The sequence below is a fragment of the Isoptericola variabilis genome (assembly GCF_050311655.1).
GTDB lineage: Bacteria > Actinomycetota > Actinomycetes > Actinomycetales > Cellulomonadaceae > Isoptericola > Isoptericola variabilis.
On the sequence record NZ_JBNOZM010000004.1, the window covers coordinates 116,850 to 142,183 of the forward strand.

The window sequence follows — 25,334 nt, forward strand, 5'->3', positions numbered from 1 at the left end:
GCGCGCGTCGTCACCGAGGAAGGATCGACGATGACCACCACCCTCGCCGGCCCGGCGCCCGTCGTCGCGCCCGGACCCGGGGCCGCACGCCGGCGCAGCCGCGCCCGGCTGCGCGAGCGGACCGCCCAGTGGCTGTTCCTCGTGCCCGCGATCGCGTACGTGTTCGTGTTCTTCGGGTACCCGATCGTGAAGAACCTCGTGATGGGGTCGCAGGACTACACCGTGCGGACCTTCGTCTCGGGGGAGGCGCCGTGGGTCGGCCTCGACAACTACGCCGAGGTCGTCACGAGCAGCCTGTTCCGCACCACGGTGCTCAACACGGCGCTGTTCACCGTGGGCTCGATCGTCGGCCAGTTCGTCATCGGGCTGCTGTTCGCCCTCTTCTTCAAGCGACGGTTCCCGCTGGGGAACGTGCTGCGGTCACTGCTCCTGCTGCCCTGGCTGCTGCCGATGATCGCGGGCACCGCGGTGTGGAAGTGGATCCTCGACCAGGACGGCGGCGTCCTCAACGAGGCGCTGGGCTCGATCGGCATCGCGCCGGTCCACTGGCTCACCAGCCCCGACGTCGCGCTGATCGCCGTCGTCATGGTGAACGTCTGGGTGGGCATCCCGTTCAACATGACGCTCCTGTACTCCGGGCTGCAGAACATCCCCGACGAGCTCTACGAGGCCGGCGCGCTCGACGGCGCCACGGGCGCCAAAGCGTTCTGGCACATCACGTGGCCCAACCTGCGGCCCGTGGTCAGCGTCGTCCTCGTGCTCGGCGTGATCTACACGCTCAAGGTGCTCGACATCATCCTGGGTCTCACCGGCGGCGGACCCGCCAACGCGACCCAGACCCTGGCCACCGACTCCTACCGGCGCTCGTTCCAGGAGTTCTCCTTCGGCACCGGTGCGGCCGTCAGCAACATCCTCATCGTGGTGTCGCTGGTGTTCGCCGTCGTGTACCTGCGCGTCAACAAGCGCGCCGTGGATGAGTGAGGTTCATCGTGAATCAGACGACCACCGACGCCCGAAAGCTGCGGTACACGATCGTCGGGATCGTGCTCCTCGCGTTCATGCTGTTCCCCGTCTACTGGATGGTCAACGTGTCCCTCCAGGGCGGCGGCACCGCCGCGAACAGCTCGTTCTTCCCGACGAGCGTCACGTTCGACGGCTACCAGCGCGCGTGGGAGGACCAGACCGGCAACCTCGTCACCAGCATGATCGTGGCCCTCGGCGCCGTGCTGGTGTCCCTGGCGATCGCCACGCCCGCCGCCTACGCGCTGTCGCGGTTCCGCCTGCGGGGCATGGGGATCTTCCTCTTCGTGCTGCTGCTGGCGCAGATGATCCCCGGCATCGTCATCGCGAACTCCCTCTACACGCTGTTCAACGACCTGGGCCTGCTCAACACGTACGTCGGGCTGATCCTCGCCAACGCCACCCACGGCATCCCGTTCGCGATCCTCATCATGAGCGCGTTCATGCGGTCCATCCCGCCGGCTCTCACCGAGGCGGCGCGGGTCGACGGCGCGGGCCACTTCCGCGCGTTCTGGTCGATCATCGTGCCCGTGAGCAAGAACTCGCTCATCACGGCCGGGCTGTTCAGCTTCTTGTTCGCGTGGAGCGACTTCATGTTCGGGCTCACCCTCACCACCGGCGCGGACATCAAGCCCATCACCCTCGGCATCTACGACTACCTGCAGGGCAACGTGCAGAGCTGGGGTCCCGTCATGGCCAGCGCCGTCATCTCGTCGATCCCTGCCATCGTGCTGCTCGTCCTCGCGCAGCGGTACATCGCCGCCGGGGCGCTCGGTGGCGCGGTGAAGTGAGTCGGCCGCCTCAGCCGAGGGCCGCCGCCCAGAGCCCGTTGCTCGTGTAGAACGCGGCGACCTCCTCGAGGTCGACCGGCGGGACGTCGTCGGTGCCGACGGCGGCGGCCACCCACCAGTCCGCGCCGGGGAGGCCCGCCGACGCGTAGGCGCGCCGGCCCGGCTCGAGGTGGCGGCAGCCGGGCCGCGGCCGCGCGAGCACCTCGCCGTGCGCCGGCTCCCACAGCCGCAACGACCCGTCGCCCTCCTCGCCGAGGACGACGGCGTCGTGCCACCGCCACACGACGACGTCGCGCCCGTCCGTCGGCGTCGCGATCGCGACGAGGTGGCCGGGGGAGACGCGCTCAGTGCGCGGCGCGAGCATGGTCGGCGCGAACGCGACGACGGCGATGCCGCCGTGGCGCCAGACGTCGCACGTCTCCTCCGTGACGCGCAGCACGCGCGCGGTGCGGAGGGAGGGCGTCGCGACGGGCGCCTCGTTGCCGCTGTCGTCGGGTGTCAGGCCCGCGAGTCTGGCAGGGCGGTCCGTCGGGAGCGACGGGTTTCACGTGTGAGGTAGCTCGACTGGCATGCGTGGGAGTTCTGTGCCCATTTTCTGGTATAGACGTGACCCGACGGCCTTGTTCATCGGCCCATCGCGCCGTGCCCGTGGAACCTCGACGCATCGTCTCGTCGGCGCGCACTCGCGAGAGTTCCCCCTGGTCCCGTCACCGACCCGCCGGCCCGTGCGCGTGCTGGCACCCGCACGCCCCGACCGCGGCGGGACGCCATGCGCCCAGGTCAGGGCGCCGACGACCGGAGGGAGCTCCGTGCTGTCGACCCAGCCGGCACGGTACGCGCAGAACTGTGCGTGCTGCCCCGTCTGCCCGCGACGAGTCCCGCCCGCCTAGTTGTCGTTCCGCCGACCCGTCCCTCCGGACCTGCACCAGTGCTCCGGTTCCCTGACGAGAGAGTGGTCGACGACCCGCGACGGGGCGAGCCCGTCGCGGCAGGAGAGGGGATCCGATGACGTTCCTGCTGACGGTGTACGTGCTCGTCTGGCCGGTCGTCGTGGCCGGCGTGCTCTTCGTGGTCAGCCGCGCGTTCTACCGCGAGCTGCGTGAGGCCAAGGCCGAGGGGCGCAGCATCATCTAGCCCAGGTCACCGTGGCCGCCGCTCCTCGACGCCGTCGTCCGACGGCGTCGAGGAGCGCGTCCGCGAGGCTCAGCAGGTCGCGTTGCCCTCGAGGTCCTCGCAGACGAGCCGGGTGCGGGCCTCGGTGACGGTGGTGGGCTCGGTAGTCGACGTGGTGGTGATCGTGCCGGGGATGTCGGTCCAGTCGCTGGTGCCCTGGACGCGGAAGCGGCCCTGCCAGGTCGTGGTGAGGGTGACGGTGACGCCCGAGCGGTAGGTGTCACCCTCGGCGTCGACACCGGTGCCCGGGTCCTGGCCGGGCGTGCCGAGCCGCGTGTACGTATGCCCGACCCAGCTCTCGTCCGGGGTGGCGTCGCCCTGGTGCCATGGGCGGCCTGGGGACGTGGTCGTGAGCGTGCCGGTGGCCGAGTACGGGTCGTCGAAGTCCCAGGTGAACTCGGTCGGGTCCGCGCGGAGGACGACCGGCACACCGAGAAGGGTGACCGTACGGTCCTGGGGCGCGGCAGCCGTGTAGGCCGGGTAGTGCACGTTGACCACCATGGGCGGGTTGCCCTGCATGGTCGCTTCCGGTGCCTGGATCTTCATGGTCTTGAACTCGCGGAGCGCCTGTGCCGCGATGTCGGCGGGCGTGATGCACTGGTCGTCCGACAGCTGCTCGGCGTCGCCGTAGGAGCCGTCCTCCTGGACGCGCTGCACCCAGAGTGCGTCGAGGGCGTACTCGCCGTCCTCGCAGGGCATGGTGATCTCCACGACGTCCGTGCCCTCAGGGCACGCGCCCGGTGCCGTGACGATGCCGCTCAGGGCATCCAGGTTCTCGCCCAGCGTCCCGCACGTCACCGCGTCGGTGCGGGCGTAGCGATCCTTCGGCTTGTCGTTGGCGGGCTCACGACCGTCCGGGCCTTGCTTCCATGCGCTGCCAGTACCTTCCGTCTGGATTGAATCGCGTCCATCGTCGGCTGCGCCAGCGATCGAAACCGGGGGCTCGGTATTGGCCGAATGTGTCCGTGCTGAAGCCCCGATTGAACTTGTGAGCGCCAAGATGAGCCCGATGGTGACTGCGACTCCGGTTTCGGTTGCGGTCATGGCTTCGGCTGGTCCGCGATGCCAACGACCTGCCAGTTCCCATCAGCCTTGGCGATCTCAACGCGGTACTTGGTACGGGTCCGCGGATCCGCGAATACCTCATCACCCGACGGATCAGTTACCGACACCGCGGAGATGGTCGCATCGACGTCAATTGGCCAGATCCCGGTGGCGGCATCTTGTTCGTAGGTGTGTGTGACATCGGCGGCAACGTCTCCACCCGTCCAAGTCAGCTTTTCGGCGGCGATCTCCCTGGCTTGTTCCAGCCTGTTGGCGCAGAATTTGCAGCTCTTGAGCGACATCGCTTCGTACCCGGAGGTGTCACCGGTCGTCATGATGTAGCCGTCAAGCTCGAGGAAGTACACGGCGGCGGCTTCGGCGCCTGCAGGGCCGTCGTCGTCCATCTCCTTGGGCCGCTCGGGCGCGACGACCACGCCCTTGGACGTGGGTGACGGGGACGCCGAGGGCTCAGAGCTGGAGCCAGTGGCAGTGGGCTCTGGCGACGGCGTGGCGGGCGGGTCGTCGTCACAGCCGGCGACGAGGAGCACAGCGGCAGCGGCGATGGAGGTGGCGGCGAGAATGGCCCGGCTGCGGGTCATGACGGGGCTCCCTGTCGGCGGTGACGTCGCGGTCACTGTAGAGCAGATCGACATTCTGTTGCCCGGGTGTCTGTGGACAACCGCATCGGCGCAGGTGCTCGGAGGCGAGACCCCAAGGGCCCGACCGGGCGGCGCCCGGTCGGACCCAAGAGTCGGCAGCGTCTCCGGTGCGCGCGGCCGCTCGTCGCGGCGCGGGCCACGCACGAGTCGTGCGCGCCCGCGCCCCGGGATCAGCGGGGAGACCGCTGGGCCGCCGGCGGCAGGTCGGGGAACGGGCGGGTCGGCGCCGACTGGTACCAGTACGCCACGGTGGCGACGTCGTCGCTGCGCTCGAAGAGGCCGTGGTCCCAGGTGCCGATCTGCTGCACGGTGACGCGGAGCCGGTCGCGGAACAGGATCGGGTCCGGGACGTGCCACCGGTAGAGGCCGTGCATCGGCGGAGCGTCGTGCACGAACGGCGCCGCGCCGGTGGGGTCGCGCCGCAGGTACTGCGGGTAGCCGCAGTAGGGGGCGCTGAACGTGAGCACCTCGGGCTCCGGCGTCGTGCGCAGCTCGTCCTGGAAGGCCCAGGCGCCCCCGGCGTAGTCCTCCAGGCCCGTGGAGCACTGGGTCGGCAGGTCGGTGTCGTCGTCGAGGTAGAACTTCACCTCGCCCTCCCCCCACCAGAAGCGGTGCAGCGACGCGAGGGCGACGAACGTCCCGAGGTACCGGCCCGGGCCCTCGACGTCGTCCAGGATGACGTGGTCCTCGCCCAGCGCGGTCGTGCCGTTGGAGCGGCGCCACTGCGCGTGGAAGTACATGGCGTCGTCGCCGACGTCGTCGCCCACGGTGTAGTCGACCTGGTAGAAGACGTGCGGGATGGGGCCGCCGTGCTCGCTGGTCAGGGTGATCCGGGCGCCGGACCGGAACGGCATCTGGAAGTACGCGTTCATCCCGCCGGTCGGGGCGACGACGACCTGGTCGGAGGTGACCAGGGCGCGCTCGGCGAACCCGTTGCAGAAGAAGTCGCCGAGGGGGACCTCGACGGCGGGCAGCTCCGAGCCGTCCCAGTACATCCGAAGCACGAGGTCGCGCAGCACGTACGGCCCGGCGTCCGTGCGGTCGGGCACGGTGAACCACAGGTGCCGGATCACGCCGGGCCCCTCGATCTCGGCGAGGGTGAGGGTCTCCCCGGGGCCGATGGGCAGGTAGGCCGTGCCCTTGCGCCCCGGACCGAGGTCGGACGCCGTGGCCGCGGCGGCGCCGGGGGCGCCCGTCGGGTTCTCGGCGTTGATCGAGCGGCTGCGGACCGAGGGCGCGGCGGGGCGCCAGAGGGCGGTCATCGGGGGGAGTGTCCTTTCGGTGGTCACGGGGTCACTTGACGGCCCCGGCGGTGACGCCGCGGCTCAGGGTGCGCTGGAAGAAGACGAAGAACGCGAGGGTCGGGAGCAGCGAGAGCAGCGAGCCGGCGTTCAGCACGGTGATGTCGATGGAGTGCTGGCCGCGCAGCGTGGAGAGCGCGATGGGCACGGTCTGCGAGGCGGGGTCGGCGAGCAGCACGAGGGGGATGTAGAACTCGTTCCACGTCCAGATGAAGAAGAAGACGACGAGCACCCCCATGGTCGGCCGGAGGACCGGCGCGACGACCTGGGTGAGGATCCGCCAGCGGGAGGCGCCGTCGAGCGCCGCGGCCTCGAGCAGCGACGGCGGCACGGTCGACATCACCGACGAGAGCAGGTACGTCGCGTACGCGCCCTGCAGCACGGTGAACACGATGATCACGGACCAGATCGTGTTCAGCGTGCCGGTGGCCTGCGCGCCGTAGAACAACGGGTAGATCAGCGCCTCGTGGGGGAGCATCGTGGCGAGCAGCAGGACGGCGACCACCGAGGTCCGGCCGCGGATCCTGCCGATGCCGAGGGCGTACGCGGCCAGCAGCCCGATGGCGACGCCGGCGAACGACACGACCACCGAGACGACCACCGAGTTCGCGAGCGCCAGGGGGAAGTCCACCCGGCCGAGGTAGTCGGCGAACGCGTCGAGCGTGAACGACGTCGGCCAGGCCAGCGGTCCGTGCGTCGAGTAGTCCGCGCTGGACTTGAACGCGTTGAGCAGCAGCAGGAGGAACGGGGCCGCCGTGACGACCGCGCCCGCCGTGACGAGGACGAGGGTCGTCCAGGCGGCGGCTCCGCGCCGGTGGCGGCGGGACCGGGCACTGGTCGGGGGAGCGGTCGCCGGGGTCGCCGGCGTGGTCGGGGTCAGCGTGCTCATCGTCCTGCCTCGTTCCGGTCGGCCTTGCTCTGCCACACCAGGAGGGCGCTCGCGACCACGAAGATCGCCAGGGCCATCACCGTGGAGATCGTGGCCCCGTACCCGACGCGGGAGAGCTCGAAGAAGTTGCGGTACGCGTAGTAGGAGGGCACCACGGTGGAGCCCTCGGGGCCGCCGTTCGTGAGCAGCAGGATCGGGGCGAACACCTTGAGCGAGGCGACGGTGCCGGTCAGGACGACGACGAAGACCTCTGGCCGGATCTGCGGCAGCGTGATGGCCTGGAAGCGCCGGAACCAGCCGGCGCCGTCGAGCTCGGCAGCCTCGTACAGCTCGGGGTCCACGCGCTGCAGGGCCGCCATGAAGATGACCACGGGATAGCCGATCTGCAACCAGACGAGCATGAGCATCACCGAGTACAGCGCGACGTCGGGGTCGCCCAGCCAGTCGGGGGTGTGCGCGAACCCCATGCCCTGGAGAACCTTGGTCAGCACGCCGTCCTGAGTGTCCAGCACCCAGGCCCAGACGAACCCCGCGACCGCGATCGGGACGATCTGCGGCAGGTAGTAGGTGGCGCGCAGGACGGCGGCCGCCCGGCCGCCGAACCGTCGTCCGACGACGTCGAAGAGGGTCGCGGCGATGAGCAGGCCGAGCACGGTCGGCACGACGACGATGGCGACGACCATGTACAGGGAGTTGCCGAGCGAGTCCCAGAAGGTCGCGTCCGAGAGGAGCCGCCGGTAGTTGTCCAGGCCCTGGAAGGTCAGCTCGTCGAGCCCTCCGCGCCAGGAGGTGAAGCTGATCGCGACGTTCGCGGCGAACGGGACCGCGACGACGGCGAGGAAGCCGACGACGATCGGCGCGAGGTACCAGGCGTAGCTGCCCCGGCCCCTTCGGGGGCGCCGGGTGATGGTGTCACTCACTGGTCTGGAACTCCTTGCCCTCGTCGTAGAACTCCTGCAGCGACGCGAGGTACTCCTGCGCCGTCTCGTTGCCGTTGGCCATCGCCTGCATGTGGGTCTGGATGAAGTCGAGGAACCCGGGCAGCGGGTAGTCGGGGTAGAACGACATGACGTCGTCGTCCTTCAGCTCGTCGAAGCGAGCGGTGTAGTCGTGCACCTGGGGGTCGGTGATGGTCGACGTGTCGCCTGCCAGCGGCAGCCCGCCACCCTGCCCGATGAGGTTCTGCACCTCGGGCGAGAGGGTGATGTCGATCCAGTCGTAGGCGAGGTCCTTGTTGTCGGCGTGGGTCGGCACGCCCCACAGGTGGCCGGAGGATCCCATCGTGAGGTTCGCGCCGGGCATGGTGAAGTAGCCCCAGTCGAAGGACGCGTCGTTCGAGATGCGCTCGAACTCGCTGTTGTTCCACATGACCATGGCGGCGTCGCCCTGGAGGAAGTTCACCGTGGCCTGCTCGAACGTGAGTCCGGCGATGTCCGAGCCCACGTACCCCTCGTCGATCCACTCCTGGAACCGGAGCGCGGCCGAGCGCCACGGTTCGGCGGAGAAGTCGACGTCGCCCCGCAGGAACATGAAGTCGTCGATCTGCTGCCGCGTCGCCTCCGCGGACACCAGGGAGTACCAGAGCCACATCTGGTTGAACCCCTGGCTGGAGGACGCGGAGCTGGAGATCGGGGTGATGCCGGCCGCCAGGAGCTTGTCCATCGCGCCCTCGAGCTGGTCGAGCGTCTCGGGCGGCTCGGTGATCCCCACCTCGGCGAACTTCTCCTTGTTGTAGTAGAGGACGACGTACTCGCCGATGTTCGGGACGCCGTACCAGTCGCCGCTGCCGGCGTTGCCCAGGTCGTCGTAGCGGGCGAGCGACGCCATCGCACCGGTCACCTTCTCGTCCCAGCCGTGCTTCGCGACCTGGTCGGTGAGCGGGACGAGCAGGCCCTGGGCGGCCAGCAGCCCGCCGTCGGCGTTGCCCTTGTTGAACTCGATGACGTCCGGGACGTCGTCGCCGGCGAGCAGGATCTTGGCGTTCTGCCGGACGGCGTCGAAGCTCGTCGTCTGGAACTCGACCTCGACGTCGGGGTGGCGCTCCTCGAAGATCTCCACCGCCCGTTGCCAGCCCTTGTACTGGGCGGACGTGGGGCTCTCGTACTGGAGGATCGTGAACGTGTCGCCGGTGTTGTCGCCGCTTGGCGCGCCGGCGCACGCGGTGAGGGTCAGGGCGGTGCAGGCCGCGAGAGCGGAGCCGAGCGCCGCGATGCGGGCATGACGCATGGGCAGCCTCCTTGCTGAGGTGTCGTCGTCGATCAGGTCTGAGGGGTGGCGCTGAGGAGCGGGTGCGGCCCTCGTCAGGGCGCGGGTGGTGCCACGGACTCGCGCACGACCAGCGGGCAGGGCATCCGGCGGGTCTCGGGCTGGGTGTCCAACTCGCCCCGCACGCGGGCGATCGCACGACGTGCGGCCCAGGCGCCCATGTCGAAGTGCGGGAGCTGGACGGTGGTCAGGCCGGGCAGCATGGCGTCGGCCACGAACTGCTGGTTGTCGAACCCGACGACCGACAGGTCTCGCGGGACGTCGAGGCCCTCCTGCGCGGCGACCTGCACCACGGCCATGGCGATCTGGTCGGAGAAGCAGAAGAGCGCGGTGGGTCGGTCGGCCGAGCGGAGGATCTCGCGGACGACCGGCACCGCCGCGCGGGTGGATGTGTCGGGAGCCCGCCACACCAGGCCGGGGTCGGGCGTGATCCCGGCCGAGCGGAGCGCCTCCTCGTAGCCCTGCCGACGTAGTCGTGCCGCGACGTAGCGGTCACCGGAGACGGTGACGAGCACGATCCGGTGGTGCCCGGCGTCGAGCAGGTGCTCCGTGGCCAGGCGGCCACCCATCGCCTCGTCGGGCACGACGGCGTCCGCGGCCTGGCCGGGAGCCGGCCAGCCGTCGAGGACGACGGCGGGCATCTGGTGCGGGTGCTCCGGGAGAGCCACCTCGCGGTGGTAGTCGGCCGCCACGACCAGTGCCTCGACGTCGCGCTGGAGCATCGATCGTGCGGCGGGCTCGTCCAGGTCGCGGTCGCCGCCGGTGTCGATCACGACGAGGAGGTAGCCCTCCTGCCAGGCCGCGTGCTGGGCTCCGGCGATCATCTGCCCGCCGAACGGTACGGTCGCGACGCGGTCGGCGAGCAGGCCGAGCGTGTGGGACTTGCGGGTCCGCAGCCCTCGGGCCAGGAGGTTCGGCACATATCCGAGCTCCTCGGCGCGGGCGCGGACCTGCTCGGCGATCTCATGCCGGACGCGGCCGCGGTCGCGGTCGTTCAGCACGAGCGAGACCGTGGAGACGGAGACGCCGAGGTCGTCGGCGATGTCCTTCATCGTGAGCATGCGGTCTCCTGGCTGGGCGATGCGTCCAACGTTTGACGTCGAACGTTTGACGGACGCTAGGAACGTCAAACGCGTTGACGCAACAGCCCGGATGTGACCTGTATCACAGTGACATCCGGGATCCACGGCGGCCCGGCTCGGGGCGACGCCGACGGTCCCCGGCGGGCGCCGCGCTCGCGGTCGCGGTTCGATGGCGGGAGCACGCCGATGTCGAGGACTCGCGGCCCGCTCCGTCCCCGGGGTGAGGGCGGCGGCCGGCGCCGCGACCGACGGAGGGACGCACACGATGGAGCAGCAGGAGATCGACCGCGAGCTGGCGGACGCGAGGGAGCTCCTCGGCTCGCCGTCCGCCCTGCACCTGGCCTACACGGCGCAGGACGGCACCCCGCGGGTGGTCCCCGCGGGGTTCTGGTGGACCGGGCGGGAGCTGGTGGTCTCCACCGCCGAGACGGCGCCCAAGGTCGCCGCGCTGCGGGCCCGCCCGGACGTGGCCCTGTCCCTCGTCGACGGCGACTCGCCGTCGGGGGCGAAGTCGCTGTCGGTGCGCGGCCGCGCGGAGATCACGGTCGTCGACGGCCTCGTGCCGGAGTACCTCGCCGCCGCCGGCAAGGGCATGGCCGGGGCGGAGCTCGAGCAGTTCGAGCAGGCCTGCCGCGCGCTCTACGACCGCATGGCGCGCATCGCCGTCGTGCCGACCTGGGCCCGCTACTACGACTTCGGCACGGGCCGGATCCCGGCGTTCCTCCAGGAGCTCGCCGCGCGCGGGACGGCGGGGCAGGGGTGAACGGGCCCGCCCGTCACGGCGTCGTGAGGTCCTCCGTGGTCAGTCCGTCGGCGAACTCCTGGAACTCCGCGAGCTCGTCGGGGCAGTAGATCCCCATGATCAGCACCTGCCCGCGCACGGCCCGGCTGTCCGCGATCACGGGCCGTGCCCCCGGGCCGCCGGCCCCGTTGGCGAGCTGGGCGAGGTAGGCGGCACGGCTCAGCGCGTCGTTCGGGTTCGCGCACACCGCGCCGCCGTCGTCCGCGAGCACCCGCATCACCTGGTCCTGGGACGGCGTGCGGGCCCCGGCGGCGTCGAGCGCCGCGATGAGCTGCTCGGCCTTGGCCTCGGCGTCGCGGGTCTGCTCGCCCGACCGGTAGAAGATCAGTCCGAGGACGACGAGCGCGAGGACCACGACGGTCACCACCACGTACAGCGTCCGGCGCTCGCGGGGCGGCTGGGTCTCGTCGACGGTGCTCATGCCTCGCTCACCCCCGAGCCGTCAGGGGGCGCGCCCGCGACGTCGGTGCCCGCCTCGCCGCCGTCGTCGGGCTGCCGCCACGACGGCTTGCGGAACCGGTAGAACAGGTAGGGGACGAGGAGACCGAGCCCCAGCGCCCCGCCGCCCACGATGAGGAAGTACAGGCCGGCGTTGCCGCCCCCGAACTGGGACGGCGGAACGAAGCCCACCAGCAGGGCCGCGAGCGAGGCCGCGAACCCGACGCCGCACAGCGCCACGAGCATCGGCGCCCGGAAGCCGCGCGGATGGTCCGGGTACCGACGGCGGAGGCCGACGGCGGCGACGAACATGAGCAGGTACATGATCAGGTAGACCTGAGTGGTGATCACCGAGAAGATCCAGTAGGCACTGGAGACGTCGGGGATCAGCGCGTACATCAGGCCGATCGCCGTCGTCACGACGCCCTGCACGACCAGGATGTTCTGCTGCACGCCGTGCTTGTTCAGGCGCTGCAGGAACGGTGGCAGGTAGCCCTCCTGCCGCGAGATGAGCAGCAGGCCCTTGGACGGCCCGGCCAGCCACGTGAGCATCCCGCCCAGCGACGCGGTGACCAGCATGACGCCCACGATCGGGGTGAGCCACTGCGAGCCGAAGCTCGCGAACACCGCGTCGAAGGCCTGCATGACGCCGGCGGTGAGGGACAGCTCCTCGGCGGGCACCACCCAGCTGATCGCCAGCGCCGGGAGGATGAAGATCAGCAGCACCATCCCCATCGCGAGGAACATCGCCTTGGGGAACTCCTTGGCCGGGTTCTTCAGCGAGGAGACGTGCACGGCGTTCATCTCCATGCCGGAGTACGACAGGAAGTTGTTCACGATGAGCACGAGGCTCGCGAGGCCGGCCCACACGGGGAAGATGTGGTCGCTGGTCATCGGCGCCGCCGACTCGTTGCCCTGGCCGAGGAACACCATGCCCAGCGTCACGAGCACGACGCCGGGGATGAGGGTGCCGATGATGAGCCCGCCGCTCGCGAGGCCGGCCACGCCCTTGGTGCCGCGGGACGACACCCACACGCCGCTCCAGTACACGACGATGATGACGAGCGCGGTCCAGACGCCGCTGCTGGCCAGGGACGGGTTGAAGACGTACGCGAGGGTGCTCGCGACGAACCCGAGCAGGCTCGGGTAGTAGAAGATCGTCATCGCGAACTGGCACCACACGGCCAGGAAGCCCATCGGCTTGGAGATGCCGAGCGCGACCCAGTTGTAGACGCCGCCCTTCCAGCCCGAGGCGAGCTCGGCGGACACCAGCGACGTGGGCAGCAGGAAGACCACCGCGGGCAGCAGGTAGAGGAACACGCAGGCGAGCCCGTAGACCGCCATCGTCGGCGCGGCCCGCAGGCTGGCCACCGAGCTGGTCGTCATCATGGCGAGCGCGACCCACGAGATCCACGCCGTCGCCGGCGGCCTCGTCCTCGTGCCGGCCGCTGCGGGGCGCGGCGTGTCCGTGGCACTCATCGTCGTCTCCCGGTCCCGTTCAGGACCCGAGCAGCTTGGCCTTCTGGGCGGCGAACTCCTCGTCCGTGAGGACGCCGCTGTCACGGAGCCGGCCCAGCTTCTCCAGCTGTGCGATGACGTCGTCGCCGCCGGCCGCCGCCGGCGCCGGTGGCGGTGCGTACTGCTGAGGCGGCGGCGCGTACTGCTGCTGCGGCTCCGCGTACTGCTCCTGCGCGGCCCAGCGGCCGGCCTGACGTCGTGACACCCGGTTCGACACCGCGGTCGCGGTCCCCGCGACCACCGCGGTCCGGGCGACCCCTCGTAGCAGTCCCATCTCACTCCTCCTCGAGCTTGTCGAGCGCCGCGACGACGTCGTCGACCGGGATGCGGCCGCTGGAGACGACCTCCGCGCCCGCCTCGCGCATGGCGGCGACGAAGGGGCCCGCCCACGTGTTCTCGTACACGATCATCCCGACGGCGCTGCCTGGTTCCACGAGGGAGGCGCCGCGCGCCAGGTCGTCGTCGTCGAGCAGGCCCGACGTCGCCCCCTCGAACACCGCGAGGTCCAACTGCCCGTCGTCGTCGAGGTCCGTGAGCGCCACGCCCACGACGCCGGTCTCCGTCACCTTCGCCACCCGCAGGTCGAGGATCCGGATGATCCCGCGCTCCACGAGGTCCAGGAGCGCGGGCAGCCCCTTGCCCTGCAGCCTCGCGCCGGGGAACTCCAGGACGAGGTAGTCGATCGGTCCCACCTGCTGCTCGGTCTGCTGCTCGGTCATCGAGGTCCTCCTGCGACGGTGCCAGCATGTCGGTCGCGACCCGTGCGGCCGCGACGGACAGGCTGGCACCGTCGCGGGTGGTCGCACCCCACCCCGGGCGGGGTGGAGCGTCGCCACCCGGGTCGCCCGCAGCATCGGTCGGGACGACCACCACCAGTCGCGCCGCCCCGTCTCGCCGCCACCTGGAGCAGAGCATGACCTTCACCGACCCCGGACCGACCTCGGTCGATCCCGCCTCCGCCCAGGCGGGGGACGTCGCACGCGCGGTCGGCGTCGACCCCACCCACGGGCTGACGGCCGAGGAGGCGCGGGCGCGGCTCGCGTCGCACGGGCGCAACGAGCTCGCGGCCAAGGCCCGCGAGCCTGGATGGCGCGCGTTCCTGCGCCAGTACCAGGACTTCATGCAGGTCGTGCTGCTCGTCGCCGCCGTGGTGAACCAGGTGGTCACAGGCGATACCGGGACGACGGTCGTGCTCGCCGGCCTGACGGTCTTCAACGCCGTCATCGGGCTGCGGCAGGAGGCCAAGGCCGAGGAGAGCGTCCGGGCGCTGGCACAGATGATGCGGACGGTCTGCCGGGTACGGCGCGACGGCTTGGCGGTGGAGATCGACGCGGCTGAGCTGGTGCCTGGCGACGTCGTCCTCGTCGAGGCCGGCGACCGGGTCCCCGCCGACGGACGGCTGTGGGTCGCGGCCGCCCTCGAGATCGAGGAGGCCGCGCTGACGGGCGAGAGCCTGCCCGTCGCGAAGTCGGTCGACCCCGTGCCGGGCGAGGGGGTCCCGCTCGGCGACCGGGTCTGCATGGCGTTCATGAACACGGCGGTGACCCGGGGCCGCGGCGAACTGATCGTGACGGCGACCGGGATGGGCACCGAGATCGGGCACATCGCCGACATGCTGGCCGGCACCGAGTCCGCGCGGACGCCGCTGCAGCGCCAGCTCGACGCGCTGTCGCGGATCATCGCGTCGGTCGCAGGCGTCGCGCTCGTGCTCGTCGTCATGCTCGGCCTGGCTCAGGGCCAGCCGTTCGACACGCTGTTCGTCACCGGCGTCGCGCTCGCCGTGGCCGCGATCCCGACCGGCCTTCCCGCCGTGGTCACGGCGCTGCTGTCGATGGGCACGCGCGAGATCGCGCGCCGCAACGCGATCGTCAAGCGGCTGCCGGCGGTGGAGACCCTCGGCTCGACCTCGGCGATCTGCTCGGACAAGACCGGCACCCTGACGCTCAACAAGATGACCGCCCGCCAGCTCGTGGTCCCGGGCCACGGCCGCTTCACCGTGACCGGTGAGGGGTACTCCACCGCCGGCGAGATCCGCCACGTCGGGGGGCAGCGGATCGACCTCGACCCCTACCTGCTGCCCATGGTGCTGTGCGCGGACGCCGTGCTGGACGGTGAAGACATCGTCGGGGATCCCACGGAGGGTGCGCTCATCGTGCTCGGCGCGAAGGGCGGGCTCGACGTCGCGGGCACGCGGGCGGCCTTGCCCCGGGTCGCGGAGGTGCCGTTCGACTCCGCGTACAAGTTCATGGCGACGTTCCACGAGCTCGTCGCCGACGGGCGGGCGGTCGTGCGCTGCTACGTCAAGGGCGCGCCGGACGTGCTGATCGGCCGGTCCACCGCCGTCCTGCGCCCGGACGGGACGGTGACCGCCCTGACCGACGACGGGCGCCGGCGCGCGCTCGCCGCCAACGACGAGATCGCCGCCGCGGGCGAGCGCGTGATGGTGGTCGCCCGGCGAGACCTGGAGCCGGGGGCGCTCGAGGGCACCACGCCCGGCGACCTCGTCCGCCTCGTGGACGGGCTCACGCTGCTGGCGATGGTCGGCATCGTCGACCCGCCTCGCTCCGAGGCGAGGGCGGCGATCGCCGAGTGCCGCGGGGCCGGCATCCGCGTCCGGATGATCACCGGCGACCACGCCACGACCGCCGCCGCCATCGCCGCGGAGCTCGGCATCGAGGGGCGGGCCGTCACGGGCCGCGAGTTCGCGGCGACGAGCGACGAACGCCTGCTCCGCGACCTCGACGAGATCGGCGTGGTCGCCCGGGTCGCGCCGGAGGACAAGGTCCGCCTGGTCCGGCTCCTCCAGGAGCAGGGCGAGGTGGTCGCGATGACCGGGGACGGCGTGAACGACGCCCCCGCGCTCAAGACGGCCGACATCGGCGTCGCCATGGGCATCACCGGCACCGAGGTCTCCAAGGAGGCCGCCGTCATGGTGCTCACCGACGACAACTTCGCCACCATCGTCGGCGCCGTGGCCTACGGGCGGGCGCTCTACGACAACCTGGTCAAGTACCTGCGCTTCCAGATGTCGACGCTCGTCGCCTACATCGCGATCTTCCTCGGCGCCGGCACCCTCGGGATCGCGGACGGCGTGCCCCTGGACCCCCTGCAGATCTTGTGGCTCAACATGGTCGTGGACATCCCGCTCGCGATCGCGCTGGGTTTCGACCAGCCCGCGCGGGGGCTGATGTCGAGGGCGCCGCGGCCCGTGTCAGCGCCGGTGATCTCGCGCGGAGGGTGGGTCCGGCTCTGCGCGCAGGGGCTCGTCATGACCGTCGGCTCCCTGGTCGCCTACCAGATCGGCGACGGCCAGGGCGGTGCGGTCGTCGCGACGACGATGCTGCTGACCACGCTCTCGCTCTTCCACCTTGCCGGGGCGCTGCTCTCGCGGGACCCGGAGGGCACGATCTTCGACCGGGACGCCCTGCCCGGGGCGGTCCAGCTGCGCCGGTACGGCCTGGCGCTGCTCGCGATCGTCGCCGTGACGGGCATCGACCTGCTCGCGCGGATCTTCGGCACCACCGGCCTGTCGTTCGGGCAGTGGTGCGCCGCCGCCGGCCTCGCGCTCTCCCTCGTGGTGGTCGAGGAGCTGTGGAAGCTGGTGGCCCGGCGGCGTCGCCCCGCGGTCCGCGCCTGACGGACCCGGTCACCCGGAGGGCGTGCGGGCGCCGACCGTCCGCGTGGGCAGGAGGCGGGTCAGCAGCACCGCCACCGCGGCGAGCACGGACAGCACCGCCAGGCTGGTCCGCAGGCCGTCGACGCGCGCCGCCGTGTTCTCCTCGACGACGGCCTCGACCTGCTCGGGCGGCAGCCCGGCGTCGCCCAGCTCCTCCCGCAGCTGAGCGTCGGAAAGGAACGGGATCCCCGCGGCGAGCTGCACGGTGGCTCTCGCCGCCAGCTCGTCCGGCACGGCGGGATGGTCCTCGATCCCGGCCAGGAAGCTCGCGGTGAGCGCCGCGACGAGTACCGACCCCGCGAGCGCCGTCCCGAGGGACGCGCCGAGGTTGGTCGACGTGTTCTGGAGGCCTCCGACCTCGCCGCTGAGCCGGTCCGGCACGGCGGAGACGGTCACGGCGCCGAGCTGTGACGACAGCGCACCGACCCCGATCCCGGCGAGCAGGAGCGGCACCGACACGATCTCGGGCCCGGTGCCGACGTCGAGGGCGAGCACCAGCGACACGATGCCGGCCAGCAGCGCGACCAGGCCGATCGTGACGACGCGCCGCGGCGACGCCTCGGGCCAGAACCTCGGGACGGCGACCGCCGCGAGCAGCAGCGCCACCGACAGGGGCAGCAGGCGCAGCCCGGTCTCGAACGCGCTGAGCCCGAGGGCCACCGACAGGTAGAGCGGGATGGTGAAGAACAGACCCGCCTGGAGCAGGAACTGGAAAAGGAACATGACGAGGCCGCCTGCCAGCTGCGGGTTGCGCAGCAGCGCGACGTCGACCAGCGGCTCCAGCCCGCGCGCCGTCCGCCGTCCCTGCCACCCGAGGAACACGCGGATCACGACGAGGCCGACGACGATCAGCCACAGGGTCGCGGAGATGCCGGCGACCGCCGGGGCACCGGGCTTGGCGCGGACCCATCCCCACTCGCTCGAGCGGAGCACGCCGAACACCGCGACGCCTAGGCCCAGCGCTGACAGGACGACCCCCACGAGGTCGATCCGCGACCGGACGGCGGGCACGGAGTCGGCGATGCGGCGGGTGAGGGCCAGGATCGCCAGGACCACGACCACCTCGCCCGCGAACACGTACCGCCACGTCCAGAGCGTGGTGACCGCGCCGCCGATCAGAGGGCCGGCCGCCACCGCGATCGCTCCCGCGGAGGCGACGAGCCCGTAGGCGCGGGGGCGCCCTGCGGGCGGGAAGTTCGCGGCGACGAGCGCCACGATGGCGGGCATGATGAGTGCCGCGCCGAGCCCCTCGAGCACCGACCAGCCGAGCAGCAGGACGCCGAGGCTGGGCGCGAGGGAGGTCGTCAGCGAGCCGGCCCCGTAAATCACGCAGCCGACGGCGAACGCCCGGCGGCGCCCGATCATGGTGCCGATCTTGCCGCCCGTCATCATCATCGTGGCCATCACCAGCGTGTAGAGCGTGATGGCGGTCTGGACGCCCGTCACGGTGGTCCCGACGTCCTCGGCGACCTGCGCGATCGACACGTTCATGACCGAGCTGTCGAGGGTCATGAGGAACTGACCCGAGGCGAGGGTGAGCAGCACGAGCCCTCGGGTGCCGCCGGTGGGTCCGGCCGCCGGTCCCGTCGCCATCGTGGTCCTCTCCCGCCGTCGCCCGTACCGTCGTGCTCGGAGCATCCGTCGGGCGCGGGTGGGGGAGCGCCATCCGTCGGGGGGTGGTGCCGCCCCACCCGCCCTCGGGCCAGCCTGGCCCGGCACGACACGACCGCGGGGGAGGGGAGTCCGATGACCGATGCGCCGGGGGTGGGCACGGCGCACGGGCCCGACGACGACCTCCTGGAGTACGTGATGATCGCCGTTCCGGCGGTGGAGCTCCTGAGCGGCGTCGCGGCGACGGTCACCGGGCTGGTCCGGTCGGGGGTGCTCGGGCTGGTCGACGCGGTCCTGCTCCGCCGCGGGCCCGACCAGGCCTCGGCCACCGCCCACACCCTGCGGGACGTCGAGCAGCTGGCGCCGCTCGCGGCGCTCGAGCGCCCCCGGGTCCGGCTCAGCGCGCACGACGTCGCGCTCGCGGCGGTGGCGGTCGAGCCGGACGCGGCCGCGCTTCTGCTGCTCCTCGAGGACCGCTGGGCCGCGCCGCTGTCGGCCGCCGCCCGGGCGGTCGGGGGGCGGATCGTCGGGGGCGAGCGGCTGGCCCGCGTCCGCGTCCGCGCGGCCGGGTCGGTCACGGCGCCGCCCTCCTCGCACGACGCCGGGCCCGTCTCGGACACCGGGCGCCGAAGCGTCGCCGACCTGCTGGTCCGCGGGCCGGCGACGGCCGCGCGGCCCGAGCTCGCCGTCGACCCCGCAGCCCAGCTCCGCGCCCTCGCGGAGCTGGTGGAGCGGGGCGTCCTCACCCTCGACCAGTACGAGGCTCAGCGTCGCAGGGTGCTCGACGGCTGAGCGTGCCCTGGACTGATCAGGGCGCGCGCCAGCTCGACGGCCTCCGCGCGCGACCCGCAGTCGAGCTCGCGGTAGATGATCTTGAGGTGGAACTTGAGGGTGTTCACGGAGATGTACAGCTCGTCCGCGATCTCCCTCAGGGTGAGCCGGCTCGGCAGCATCCGCAGGATCCCGAGCTGACGGTCGGTCAGCGACCGGGTGCGCTCGCGCAGCGCCGCGCTCGAGAGCACCGACCCGCTCGCGGGGAGGCGGCGCAAGCGCGACAACCAGCCCGGCGGCAGGCGCCACGCCAGCCGCTCGATCGCCTCGACGACCTCGGGACCCGCGCTCGCGACGGTCTGCACCAGTCCGTGCGCGGAGGCCGTGCCGACGGCCTCCAGCAGGTGCGCCTCGGCCTCCGCCGGGCGCGCGGCGGTGCGGGCGAGCAGCAGGTCGAGGACCACGCGGTGTCGCGCGTTCCGGGGCTCGGCGTCCACGACCAGGCCGGCGACGGCCCCGGGCTCTCCTTCCGCGACGAGCACGAGCGCACCCTTGACGGGTGACCAGAACGGGTCGTCGACCTGCACCACCCAGCGTCGCGCCTCGTCCGTCGCACCCCGGGCCAGCGCGACGAGGCACCCTGTCCGGGCCAGGAGGCTCCGCCCGCCCGGACCGGTGACCTCGGTCCCCACGATCTCGGCCGCCTGGGCGAAGGCCTGTCCCGCGGCCTCCAGGTCCCCCTGGTCGAGGTGCGCCCGGGCCAGCTCCAGGCAGGCGAGGAGCCGGCAGTGCGGCAGCGGGTCGCAGTCCTCGCCGGCGAGGCGGGCGAGCAGCGGCAGGGCGGCGGCCCGGTCGCCGATCTCCCGGAGGGCGATGCCCTCGGCCGTCAGCAGCTCGGTGCGGAGCATGGTCGCGCTGGTCTGCTCGGACGCCTCCCGCGTGCCCGCGACGAGCCGCAGGGCGTCGACTGGGCGCCCGTCGAGCGCCGCGCCGAGCGCCCGCGTGCCCTCGAGCGCGAGCCGCCGCTCAGGTGCGGCGGCGATCGTGAGCGCGAGCTTGCGCACCTCGGCGCTGGCGTCGTCCCACCGCTCGGCGAGCGCGATCTCCCGGGCGACCAGGTTCCAGCCGTACCGCACCACCGGGTCGAGCAGCCAGGAGTCGCCCATGGTGGCGAGGCCCGCCCGGGCGAGCCCCGCGCCGCCGGCCCAGTCGCCGCGGATCGCCGCCACGACCGCCCGCAGCACCTCGAGCCGAGCGCGCACGGACGGCGCGGTCCTCACGTCGTCGGCGCCCGGTTCGACGTTGAGCGCCCGGGCGTCGAGCCCGTCGACGGTCTGCACGAAGCCCGGCCGGTCCACGTAGAGCCGGCACCAGGCGACGTCGGTCGCGGCGCCCGGGTCGGCGAGCGCGACGCTCGCGGGGATCGCGGCGAGCGTGCGCAGGACCGTGGACCGGCGACCGCTCTCGTAGAGGGCGGTGACGCAGGACGCGAGGAGCCGGAGCGCATCGCGGTGCTCCTGCGCCCGCAGCAGGTGCTCGAGGGCGTGCACCGGCTGGCCGTCCGCCTCGTACCACCGGGCCGCGAGCCGGTGGAGCTCTGCGATCCGCGCGGGATCCTGCCGGCGCAGCCGCGCGACCAGCGCCTCGCGGACCAGCCCGTGCAGCTCGTACGACCCCGCGGGCTCGATCCGGGCCACGAAGAGGCCGCGCTCCTCGGCGCGCGCCAGCAGGTCGGGGGCGTCCTCGCGGCCGGCCAGGGCCTGCGCGAGGCGCGGGTCGACGCGGTCGACGACGGCCGTGGCCGTGAGCGCCGCCACGACGTCCGACGCCTCGCCCCGCAGCACCTCGTGCCAGACGTAGTCCTCGAGGTAACGGGCGCCGTCGCCGCGGCGCACGGCGTCCGGGGCCGACCGGCCGTCGCCGGGGTCCTCGCCGGCCTGGACCTCGTCGGCCTGGACCTCGTCGTCCTGGATGTCGTCGGCCCGCGCAGCGGCCGTCCGGGCGGCGAGCGCGGCGAGCTGGATGCTCGCGGCCCACCCCTCCGCCTGGCGGGACATCTCGTCCACGCGGTCGGCCGGCATCGCGGGGGCGAGCCGGGCGAGCATCGCGGACGCCTCCGCGTCCGAGAAGCGGAGCTCGGGGAAGCGGACCTCGCCGAGCATTCCGCGCGCCCGCAGCCGGTCCACCGGGAGCTGCGGCACGCGGCGGCTCACCAGCACCACGTGCAGCCAGCCGGGGAGCCGCTGCACGAAGGTCCGCAACGACGCCGTCACGGGCTCGTCGTCGACCAGCTCCAGGTCGTCGACCACGAGCACGCGCGCGTCGTAGGGGCGCGCCTCGAGGTCGTCGAGCAGCACGGCGAGCGCGTCGTCGAGCGGTCGCTGCTGCCACAGCGCCCGGGCCGCGGGCTCGGAGCATCCCGGGGCGATCCCCTCGAGGGCGACGAGGATCCCCCGCCAGAGCTGGGCGGGGTCGCGGTCGTGCTCGTCGACGGACAGCCACGCGTGCGGGAGGGAGCTCCGCGCGGCCCAGTCGCGCACCAGCGAGGTCTTGCCGGAGCCGGCCGGCGCGACGACGAGCGTGAGCGGGGCCCGCACCGCGCCGTCCAGCAGCCGGACGAGCCGCGGCCGCGGCACGAGGTACTCGGGGCTGACGGCCGGGCGCAGCTTCGCCGGCGAGACCGACGACAGGAGGCTGCGGCGGCCCGCGTCCGGGGCGTCGAGGTCGAGCGCTCCCGGTTCCTGTGCACGTGTCATCGGTGGCTCCGCCCGAGTGCGCTCCTGCCGGTACGAGCCCGCGCGCGGTGCGGGCACGGCTGCACCCAGCGTCTCTCTTCCGCCCCGCGCGCGGCCACGCGACGACGAGATATCACCCGGCCCGGCCCGGTGGCGAGTCCTGTCAGCGACCGGCCCGGGCGGGCGCGAGCGACGCGAGCGCGGCGACCAGGGCGACGACGGCCGCGAACCAGTAGCCGGCGGCGAAGGTCTCGAAGCCCGGGTCCACCAGGGCCGCGGCGGCGACGCTGGACACGGCCGAGACGCCCGTCGCGGCGCCGAACTCGTGGAACGTGCTCAGCGCGCCGGAGGCCACGCCCGCCTCGTGCGGCCCCGCGGCGGAGAACAGGCTGCCCGCGGCGGCCACGAACACGGCGCCCACGCCGAACCCGGCGACGGTGATGCCCACCACCAGCACCGTCATCGAGAAGATCCCCGCCGCCGCGGCCAGCCCGACGGCGGCCACGAGCAGCCCGGCGACGGACACGGCGCGCACCCCGAGGCGGGGTAGCACCCGCCCGGCGACGGTCGATCCCAGGATCGTGCCGACCGCGACCGGCAGGAAGGTCAGCCCTGTGTCCAGAGGGCTGAACCCGTGCAGCTGCTGCAGCGTGAACGAGCCGAGGAAGAACACCGAGATCATCAGGGCCGTCGCGACGAAGATCAGGCCGAGCCCGCGCAGCACCGGCCGACGGGCGAGCAGGGCCGGGTCCACCAGGGGCGCGGCGGACGCGCGCAGGTGGCGCGCGAGCAGCACGTACCCGACGACGCCGACGAGCAGCGCGACGAGGGTCGGCGCGCTGAGCCACCCGTCGTCGCCGGCCGTGACGAGCCCGTACACGACGGCGGCGGTCGCGGCGGTGGCGAGGGCGGCGCCGAGGACGTCGAGCCGGCCGCCCGACCCGGGCCACGGCCGCACCCACCGGGACAGGGCCGCCAGGAGCAGCGCCCCGACCGGGACGTTCACCCAGAACACCCACGGCCACCCGGGACCCGAGGTCAGGACGCCGCCCACCAGCACGCCGACGGCGGCACCCGCGCCGCCGAGCGCCGACCAGACGCCGATGGCGCGCGACAGCTCGGGCCCGCTGAACGTGCGCACGATGACGGACAGCGCGGCGGGCGACATGGCCGCCGCGCCCATGCCCTGCAGGCCGCGGGCGACGAGCAGCAGCTCGGGGGACCGCGCCAGCCCGGCGAGCAGCGAGGCGACGGTGAACAACGTGAGGCCGGCGAGCACGACGCGGCGCGGCCCCAGGACGTCGGCGGCCTTGCCGCCCAGCAGCATCAGACCGCCGAAGACGAGGGCGTACACGCTCGCCACCCAGGTCAGGCCGGAGCGGTCGAGGCCGAGGTCGGCTCCCATCTCGGGGAGGGCGATCGCGACGACGGTGACGTCGACGATGAGCATCAGCTGGGCGACGCCGAGCAGCGCGAGGATGCGCCAGCGCCGGGGGTCGGGCGCGGCGTCGTCCTGCACGGATCGGTCCGGGGCGGTCGGCTCCGGAGTCGTCGGCTCAGGGGTCGTCTGTTCGGGCTTCTCTGGTGACGTCATGGCACGGTCCCTCGAGGTGTCGAGCACGGATAAGTCGAACATGCCTGTTCGAGTAAGTTAACTCGAACAGGCATGTTCGACAAGAGGGTCGTGCGGGTGATGTCCTCGCGGCGATCTCAGGCGCTGAGAGCGCCCAGCGTCGTGCCCCGGACGAGGGCGGGGGCCTCGTCCGCGGTGATCTCGCCCCGGTGCACGGCGGCTGAAGCGCCGTGGAGGATCGCCTGCACCATGCTGATCTGCCACTCGACCGGCTGGTCGTCGCGGAGCTCGCCGGCCGCGCGGCCGCGCTCGAGCAGGCCCCGGACGCGCTGCGCGGGGCCCTCGTGCGCGCGGCGCATCTCCTCGGGCGGCATCACCTGGGAGCCGGCGACGACCACCGCGCCGAACCGGTGGGTCAGGTGCCAGGTGGCCTCGAGCAGGCGGCCGAGGGCGTCACGCGGGTCGCCGTCGAGGTCCACCTGCGCCAGCGCCTCGTCGGTCTGCGCGATGGCGCGGTCCACGACCTCGCGCACGAGCGTGGCCCGCGAGTCGAAGTGCCCGTAGAGCGTGACCCGGCCGACGCCCGCGGCCTTGGCGATCTCGTTGATGCTCGCGTCCGGGTCGGTGGCCAGCACCCGGGTAGCCGCGGCCAGGATCGCCTCGACGTTCCGGACGGCGTCGGCGCGCTTGGCGCGGTCCCGGCCGCCCCTGGCCGGAGCTCCGGCAGTCGGCTGCGTCGTCTGGGCGGGCGTCGTGGCCACGGGCTCCTCCAAGGTTGTACAGGGGTGTCCAGGTTAGCGGTCTGGGCTGGTGAAGCGGTGGCAGTCGACCTCGACCGTGCCGCCCGGCACCGGCGCCCGGTGTGCGAACCGGCCCTCGTCGACCCAGCCCTGCCGCGCGTAGAAGCGACGAGCGGGCGCGTTCCCCGTCGCGACGGCGAGCCACGCGCGGGGGTGCCCGGCGGCCCGGATCGCCAGGTCGGCGTGGCGCAGCAGCGCGGCGCCGACATCGCCGCCACGGGCCGCGCGGCCGACGTAGAGCTGGTCCACCTCGTCCCCGGCGGTCATGACGAACCCGACGACGGCGCCGTCATGCACCGCGACGGTCGTGTCCGCGACGCGACCGCGGGCGCGCTCCGGGAACGACGCGGGGGTGCGTGCCGCGACGAGCGCGTCGGGCACGTGCCCCAGGTGCGCGTCCGCCCAGCCCGCGCGCCAGATCCGCGCGACGTCCTCCGCGTCGTCCACGGTCGCCGGCCGGAGCTCCACCGGGCCGGTCGCCCCCGTCGTCGTGCGCGACATCGTCGCCCACCCTTCCGCTAAGTCGAACAACTGTGTACAGTTTATCGCGCTCGATCGTCAGCGGTTCACCACAGCGGTTCGCACGCACGAGAGCGAGAAGACGATGACCCAGGACCAGGTGTCAGGCACGTCGGCGGCCGGGACCGACCGGCGTTCGGTTTTCGGCAGGGTGTGGCCGGCCGCGCTCGGGGTGCTGGTCGCCGCCGCGACCGCGTTCGGGCTCGCCGACGCCCGCGACGTCGCTCCCGTGCTCGCCGCCTCCGGCTTCGTCTACCTGGCGGCCGCCGCGCTCGGCCGACCGGCCGCCGCGTGGCCCGCGTTCGGCGTGACCTTCGTGCTCATCGGCGTCGCCAAGGTCACCGACCTCGACCCCACGCCCTGGATGATCGGCCTCGCCGTGGTGCTGGCCGTCGTCGGCCTCGCGGCCGGGCGCGGGCGCCCGGCGTGGTCCCTGCCGCTCCAGGCCGCGGCGATGCTCGTGCTCGGCGCCGCCGCGCTGGCCGCCGTCCGGCTGGGCCCCACCGCCGGCGGGCTCGTCGTCGCCGTCGGGCTGCTCGGGCACGCCGCCTGGGACGTCTACCACCACCGCACCGGACGCGTCGTGGCCCGGTCGCTCGCGGAGTTCTGTGGCGTGCTCGACGTGATCCTCGCCGTCGCGCTCGCGGTGCTCGTGCTGGCCGCATGA

The 25,334-nt window shown here is 72.8% G+C and carries 24 protein-coding genes; 7 read left to right on the forward strand and 17 right to left on the reverse strand.

Annotated elements, in window-relative coordinates:
* Positions 1-30: 30 nt before the first annotated feature.
* Together ACQP60_RS10350 and ACQP60_RS10355 are read left to right on the forward strand one after the other, a co-directional pair.
* Entirely contained in the window at positions 31-981 is a 951-nt protein-coding gene (locus ACQP60_RS10350; RefSeq protein WP_429731738.1) for a carbohydrate ABC transporter permease, read from the forward strand.
* 8 nt (positions 982-989) lie between these two features.
* On the forward strand, positions 990-1,811 hold the full coding sequence (locus ACQP60_RS10355; RefSeq protein ID WP_429731741.1) for a carbohydrate ABC transporter permease: 822 nt from the start codon (positions 990-992) through the stop codon (positions 1,809-1,811).
* 10 nt (positions 1,812-1,821) lie between these two features.
* Here ACQP60_RS10355 and ACQP60_RS10360 read toward each other — a convergent pair whose 3' ends face one another.
* Positions 1,822-2,250, reverse strand: a complete 429-nt coding sequence (locus tag ACQP60_RS10360; protein ID WP_429731744.1) for a hypothetical protein — start codon at positions 2,248-2,250, stop codon at positions 1,822-1,824.
* A 566-nt stretch (positions 2,251-2,816) separates the two neighbouring features.
* On the opposite strand from ACQP60_RS10360, the gene ACQP60_RS10365 reads away from it, so the two are divergent.
* Complete coding sequence (locus ACQP60_RS10365; protein ID WP_429731746.1) at positions 2,817-2,945, forward strand: putative transporter small subunit; 129 nt, start codon at positions 2,817-2,819, stop codon at positions 2,943-2,945.
* 69 nt (positions 2,946-3,014) lie between these two features.
* Here the strand turns inward: ACQP60_RS10365 and ACQP60_RS10370 are convergent, their stop codons facing one another.
* The 7 genes from ACQP60_RS10370 to ACQP60_RS10400 form a co-directional block, all read right to left on the reverse strand.
* Positions 3,015-4,028, reverse strand: a complete 1,014-nt coding sequence (locus tag ACQP60_RS10370) for a hypothetical protein (RefSeq protein ID WP_429731749.1) — start codon at positions 4,026-4,028, stop codon at positions 3,015-3,017.
* Complete coding sequence (locus ACQP60_RS10375) at positions 4,025-4,627, reverse strand: DUF6318 family protein (protein WP_429731751.1); 603 nt, start codon at positions 4,625-4,627, stop codon at positions 4,025-4,027. Before ACQP60_RS10375 ends, ACQP60_RS10370 begins: the two co-directional genes overlap by 4 nt.
* A 230-nt stretch (positions 4,628-4,857) precedes the next feature.
* A complete protein-coding gene (locus ACQP60_RS10380) occupies positions 4,858-5,949 on the reverse strand; it encodes a glycoside hydrolase family 172 protein (protein ID WP_429731754.1) in 1,092 nt (363 codons plus the stop codon).
* A gap of 31 nt (positions 5,950-5,980) precedes the next feature.
* Positions 5,981-6,877, reverse strand: a complete 897-nt coding sequence (locus ACQP60_RS10385) for a carbohydrate ABC transporter permease (RefSeq protein ID WP_429731757.1) — start codon at positions 6,875-6,877, stop codon at positions 5,981-5,983.
* Positions 6,874-7,797: a carbohydrate ABC transporter permease gene (locus tag ACQP60_RS10390; protein ID WP_429731760.1), complete on the reverse strand. Its 924-nt coding sequence runs from the start codon at positions 7,795-7,797 to the stop codon at positions 6,874-6,876. The genes ACQP60_RS10385 and ACQP60_RS10390 overlap by 4 nt, the downstream gene beginning before the upstream one ends.
* Positions 7,790-9,103: an ABC transporter substrate-binding protein gene (locus ACQP60_RS10395; protein WP_429731763.1), complete on the reverse strand. Its 1,314-nt coding sequence runs from the start codon at positions 9,101-9,103 to the stop codon at positions 7,790-7,792. The genes ACQP60_RS10390 and ACQP60_RS10395 overlap by 8 nt, the downstream gene beginning before the upstream one ends.
* Before the next feature lie 74 nt (positions 9,104-9,177).
* Complete coding sequence (locus tag ACQP60_RS10400) at positions 9,178-10,203, reverse strand: LacI family DNA-binding transcriptional regulator (RefSeq protein WP_429731766.1); 1,026 nt, start codon at positions 10,201-10,203, stop codon at positions 9,178-9,180.
* A gap of 286 nt (positions 10,204-10,489) precedes the next feature.
* On the opposite strand from ACQP60_RS10400, the gene ACQP60_RS10405 reads away from it, so the two are divergent.
* Positions 10,490-10,987, forward strand: coding sequence for a pyridoxamine 5'-phosphate oxidase family protein (locus tag ACQP60_RS10405; protein WP_429731769.1), 498 nt, complete (start codon positions 10,490-10,492; stop codon positions 10,985-10,987).
* Positions 10,988-11,000: 13 nt separating this feature from the next.
* On the opposite strand, the gene ACQP60_RS10410 is transcribed toward ACQP60_RS10405, so the two are convergent.
* Genes ACQP60_RS10410 through ACQP60_RS10425 form a run of 4 tightly spaced genes read right to left on the reverse strand, consistent with a single transcriptional unit; the run spans position 11,001 to position 13,701 of the window.
* Positions 11,001-11,447, reverse strand: coding sequence for a hypothetical protein (locus tag ACQP60_RS10410; protein ID WP_429731772.1), 447 nt, complete (start codon positions 11,445-11,447; stop codon positions 11,001-11,003).
* The gene (gene gadC / locus ACQP60_RS10415) at positions 11,444-12,943 is read right to left on the reverse strand and encodes a glutamate/gamma-aminobutyrate antiporter GadC (RefSeq protein ID WP_429731774.1); all 1,500 of its coding nucleotides are present in this window, start codon (positions 12,941-12,943) and stop codon (positions 11,444-11,446) included. The genes ACQP60_RS10410 and gadC overlap by 4 nt, the downstream gene beginning before the upstream one ends.
* A gap of 19 nt (positions 12,944-12,962) precedes the next feature.
* Positions 12,963-13,256, reverse strand: coding sequence for an SHOCT domain-containing protein (locus ACQP60_RS10420; protein ID WP_429731777.1), 294 nt, complete (start codon positions 13,254-13,256; stop codon positions 12,963-12,965).
* A 1-nt stretch (position 13,257) separates the two neighbouring features.
* On the reverse strand, positions 13,258-13,701 hold the full coding sequence (locus ACQP60_RS10425; RefSeq protein ID WP_429731780.1) for a DUF6325 family protein: 444 nt from the start codon (positions 13,699-13,701) through the stop codon (positions 13,258-13,260).
* Between the two features lie 194 nt (positions 13,702-13,895).
* Here ACQP60_RS10425 and ACQP60_RS10430 point away from each other — a divergent pair, with 194 nt between their 5' ends.
* Positions 13,896-16,619 (forward strand): cation-translocating P-type ATPase, encoded by a 2,724-nt coding sequence (locus ACQP60_RS10430; protein WP_429731783.1) that lies wholly within the window; start codon positions 13,896-13,898, stop codon positions 16,617-16,619.
* Positions 16,620-16,628: 9 nt separating this feature from the next.
* Here ACQP60_RS10430 and ACQP60_RS10435 read toward each other — a convergent pair whose 3' ends face one another.
* On the reverse strand, positions 16,629-18,251 hold the full coding sequence (locus ACQP60_RS10435) for an MFS transporter (RefSeq protein ID WP_429731785.1): 1,623 nt from the start codon (positions 18,249-18,251) through the stop codon (positions 16,629-16,631).
* Positions 18,252-18,404: 153 nt separating this feature from the next.
* Between ACQP60_RS10435 and ACQP60_RS10440 the strand changes: the two genes are divergently transcribed.
* The gene (locus tag ACQP60_RS10440; RefSeq protein WP_429731788.1) at positions 18,405-19,061 is read left to right on the forward strand and encodes a hypothetical protein; all 657 of its coding nucleotides are present in this window, start codon (positions 18,405-18,407) and stop codon (positions 19,059-19,061) included.
* On the opposite strand, the gene ACQP60_RS10445 is transcribed toward ACQP60_RS10440, so the two are convergent.
* From ACQP60_RS10445 to ACQP60_RS10460, 4 genes are all read right to left on the reverse strand, one after another.
* A complete protein-coding gene (locus tag ACQP60_RS10445) occupies positions 19,034-21,796 on the reverse strand; it encodes a winged helix-turn-helix domain-containing protein (protein WP_429731790.1) in 2,763 nt (920 codons plus the stop codon). The genes ACQP60_RS10440 and ACQP60_RS10445 overlap by 28 nt on opposite strands.
* A 142-nt stretch (positions 21,797-21,938) precedes the next feature.
* The gene (locus ACQP60_RS10450) at positions 21,939-23,294 is read right to left on the reverse strand and encodes an MFS transporter (RefSeq protein ID WP_429731793.1); all 1,356 of its coding nucleotides are present in this window, start codon (positions 23,292-23,294) and stop codon (positions 21,939-21,941) included.
* A 191-nt stretch (positions 23,295-23,485) separates the two neighbouring features.
* Complete coding sequence (locus ACQP60_RS10455; RefSeq protein WP_429731796.1) at positions 23,486-24,109, reverse strand: TetR/AcrR family transcriptional regulator; 624 nt, start codon at positions 24,107-24,109, stop codon at positions 23,486-23,488.
* A 33-nt stretch (positions 24,110-24,142) separates the two neighbouring features.
* The gene (locus ACQP60_RS10460; protein WP_429731799.1) at positions 24,143-24,649 is read right to left on the reverse strand and encodes a GNAT family N-acetyltransferase; all 507 of its coding nucleotides are present in this window, start codon (positions 24,647-24,649) and stop codon (positions 24,143-24,145) included.
* A 103-nt stretch (positions 24,650-24,752) separates the two neighbouring features.
* On the opposite strand from ACQP60_RS10460, the gene ACQP60_RS10465 reads away from it, so the two are divergent.
* Entirely contained in the window at positions 24,753-25,334 is a 582-nt protein-coding gene (locus tag ACQP60_RS10465) for a hypothetical protein (RefSeq protein WP_429731801.1), read from the forward strand.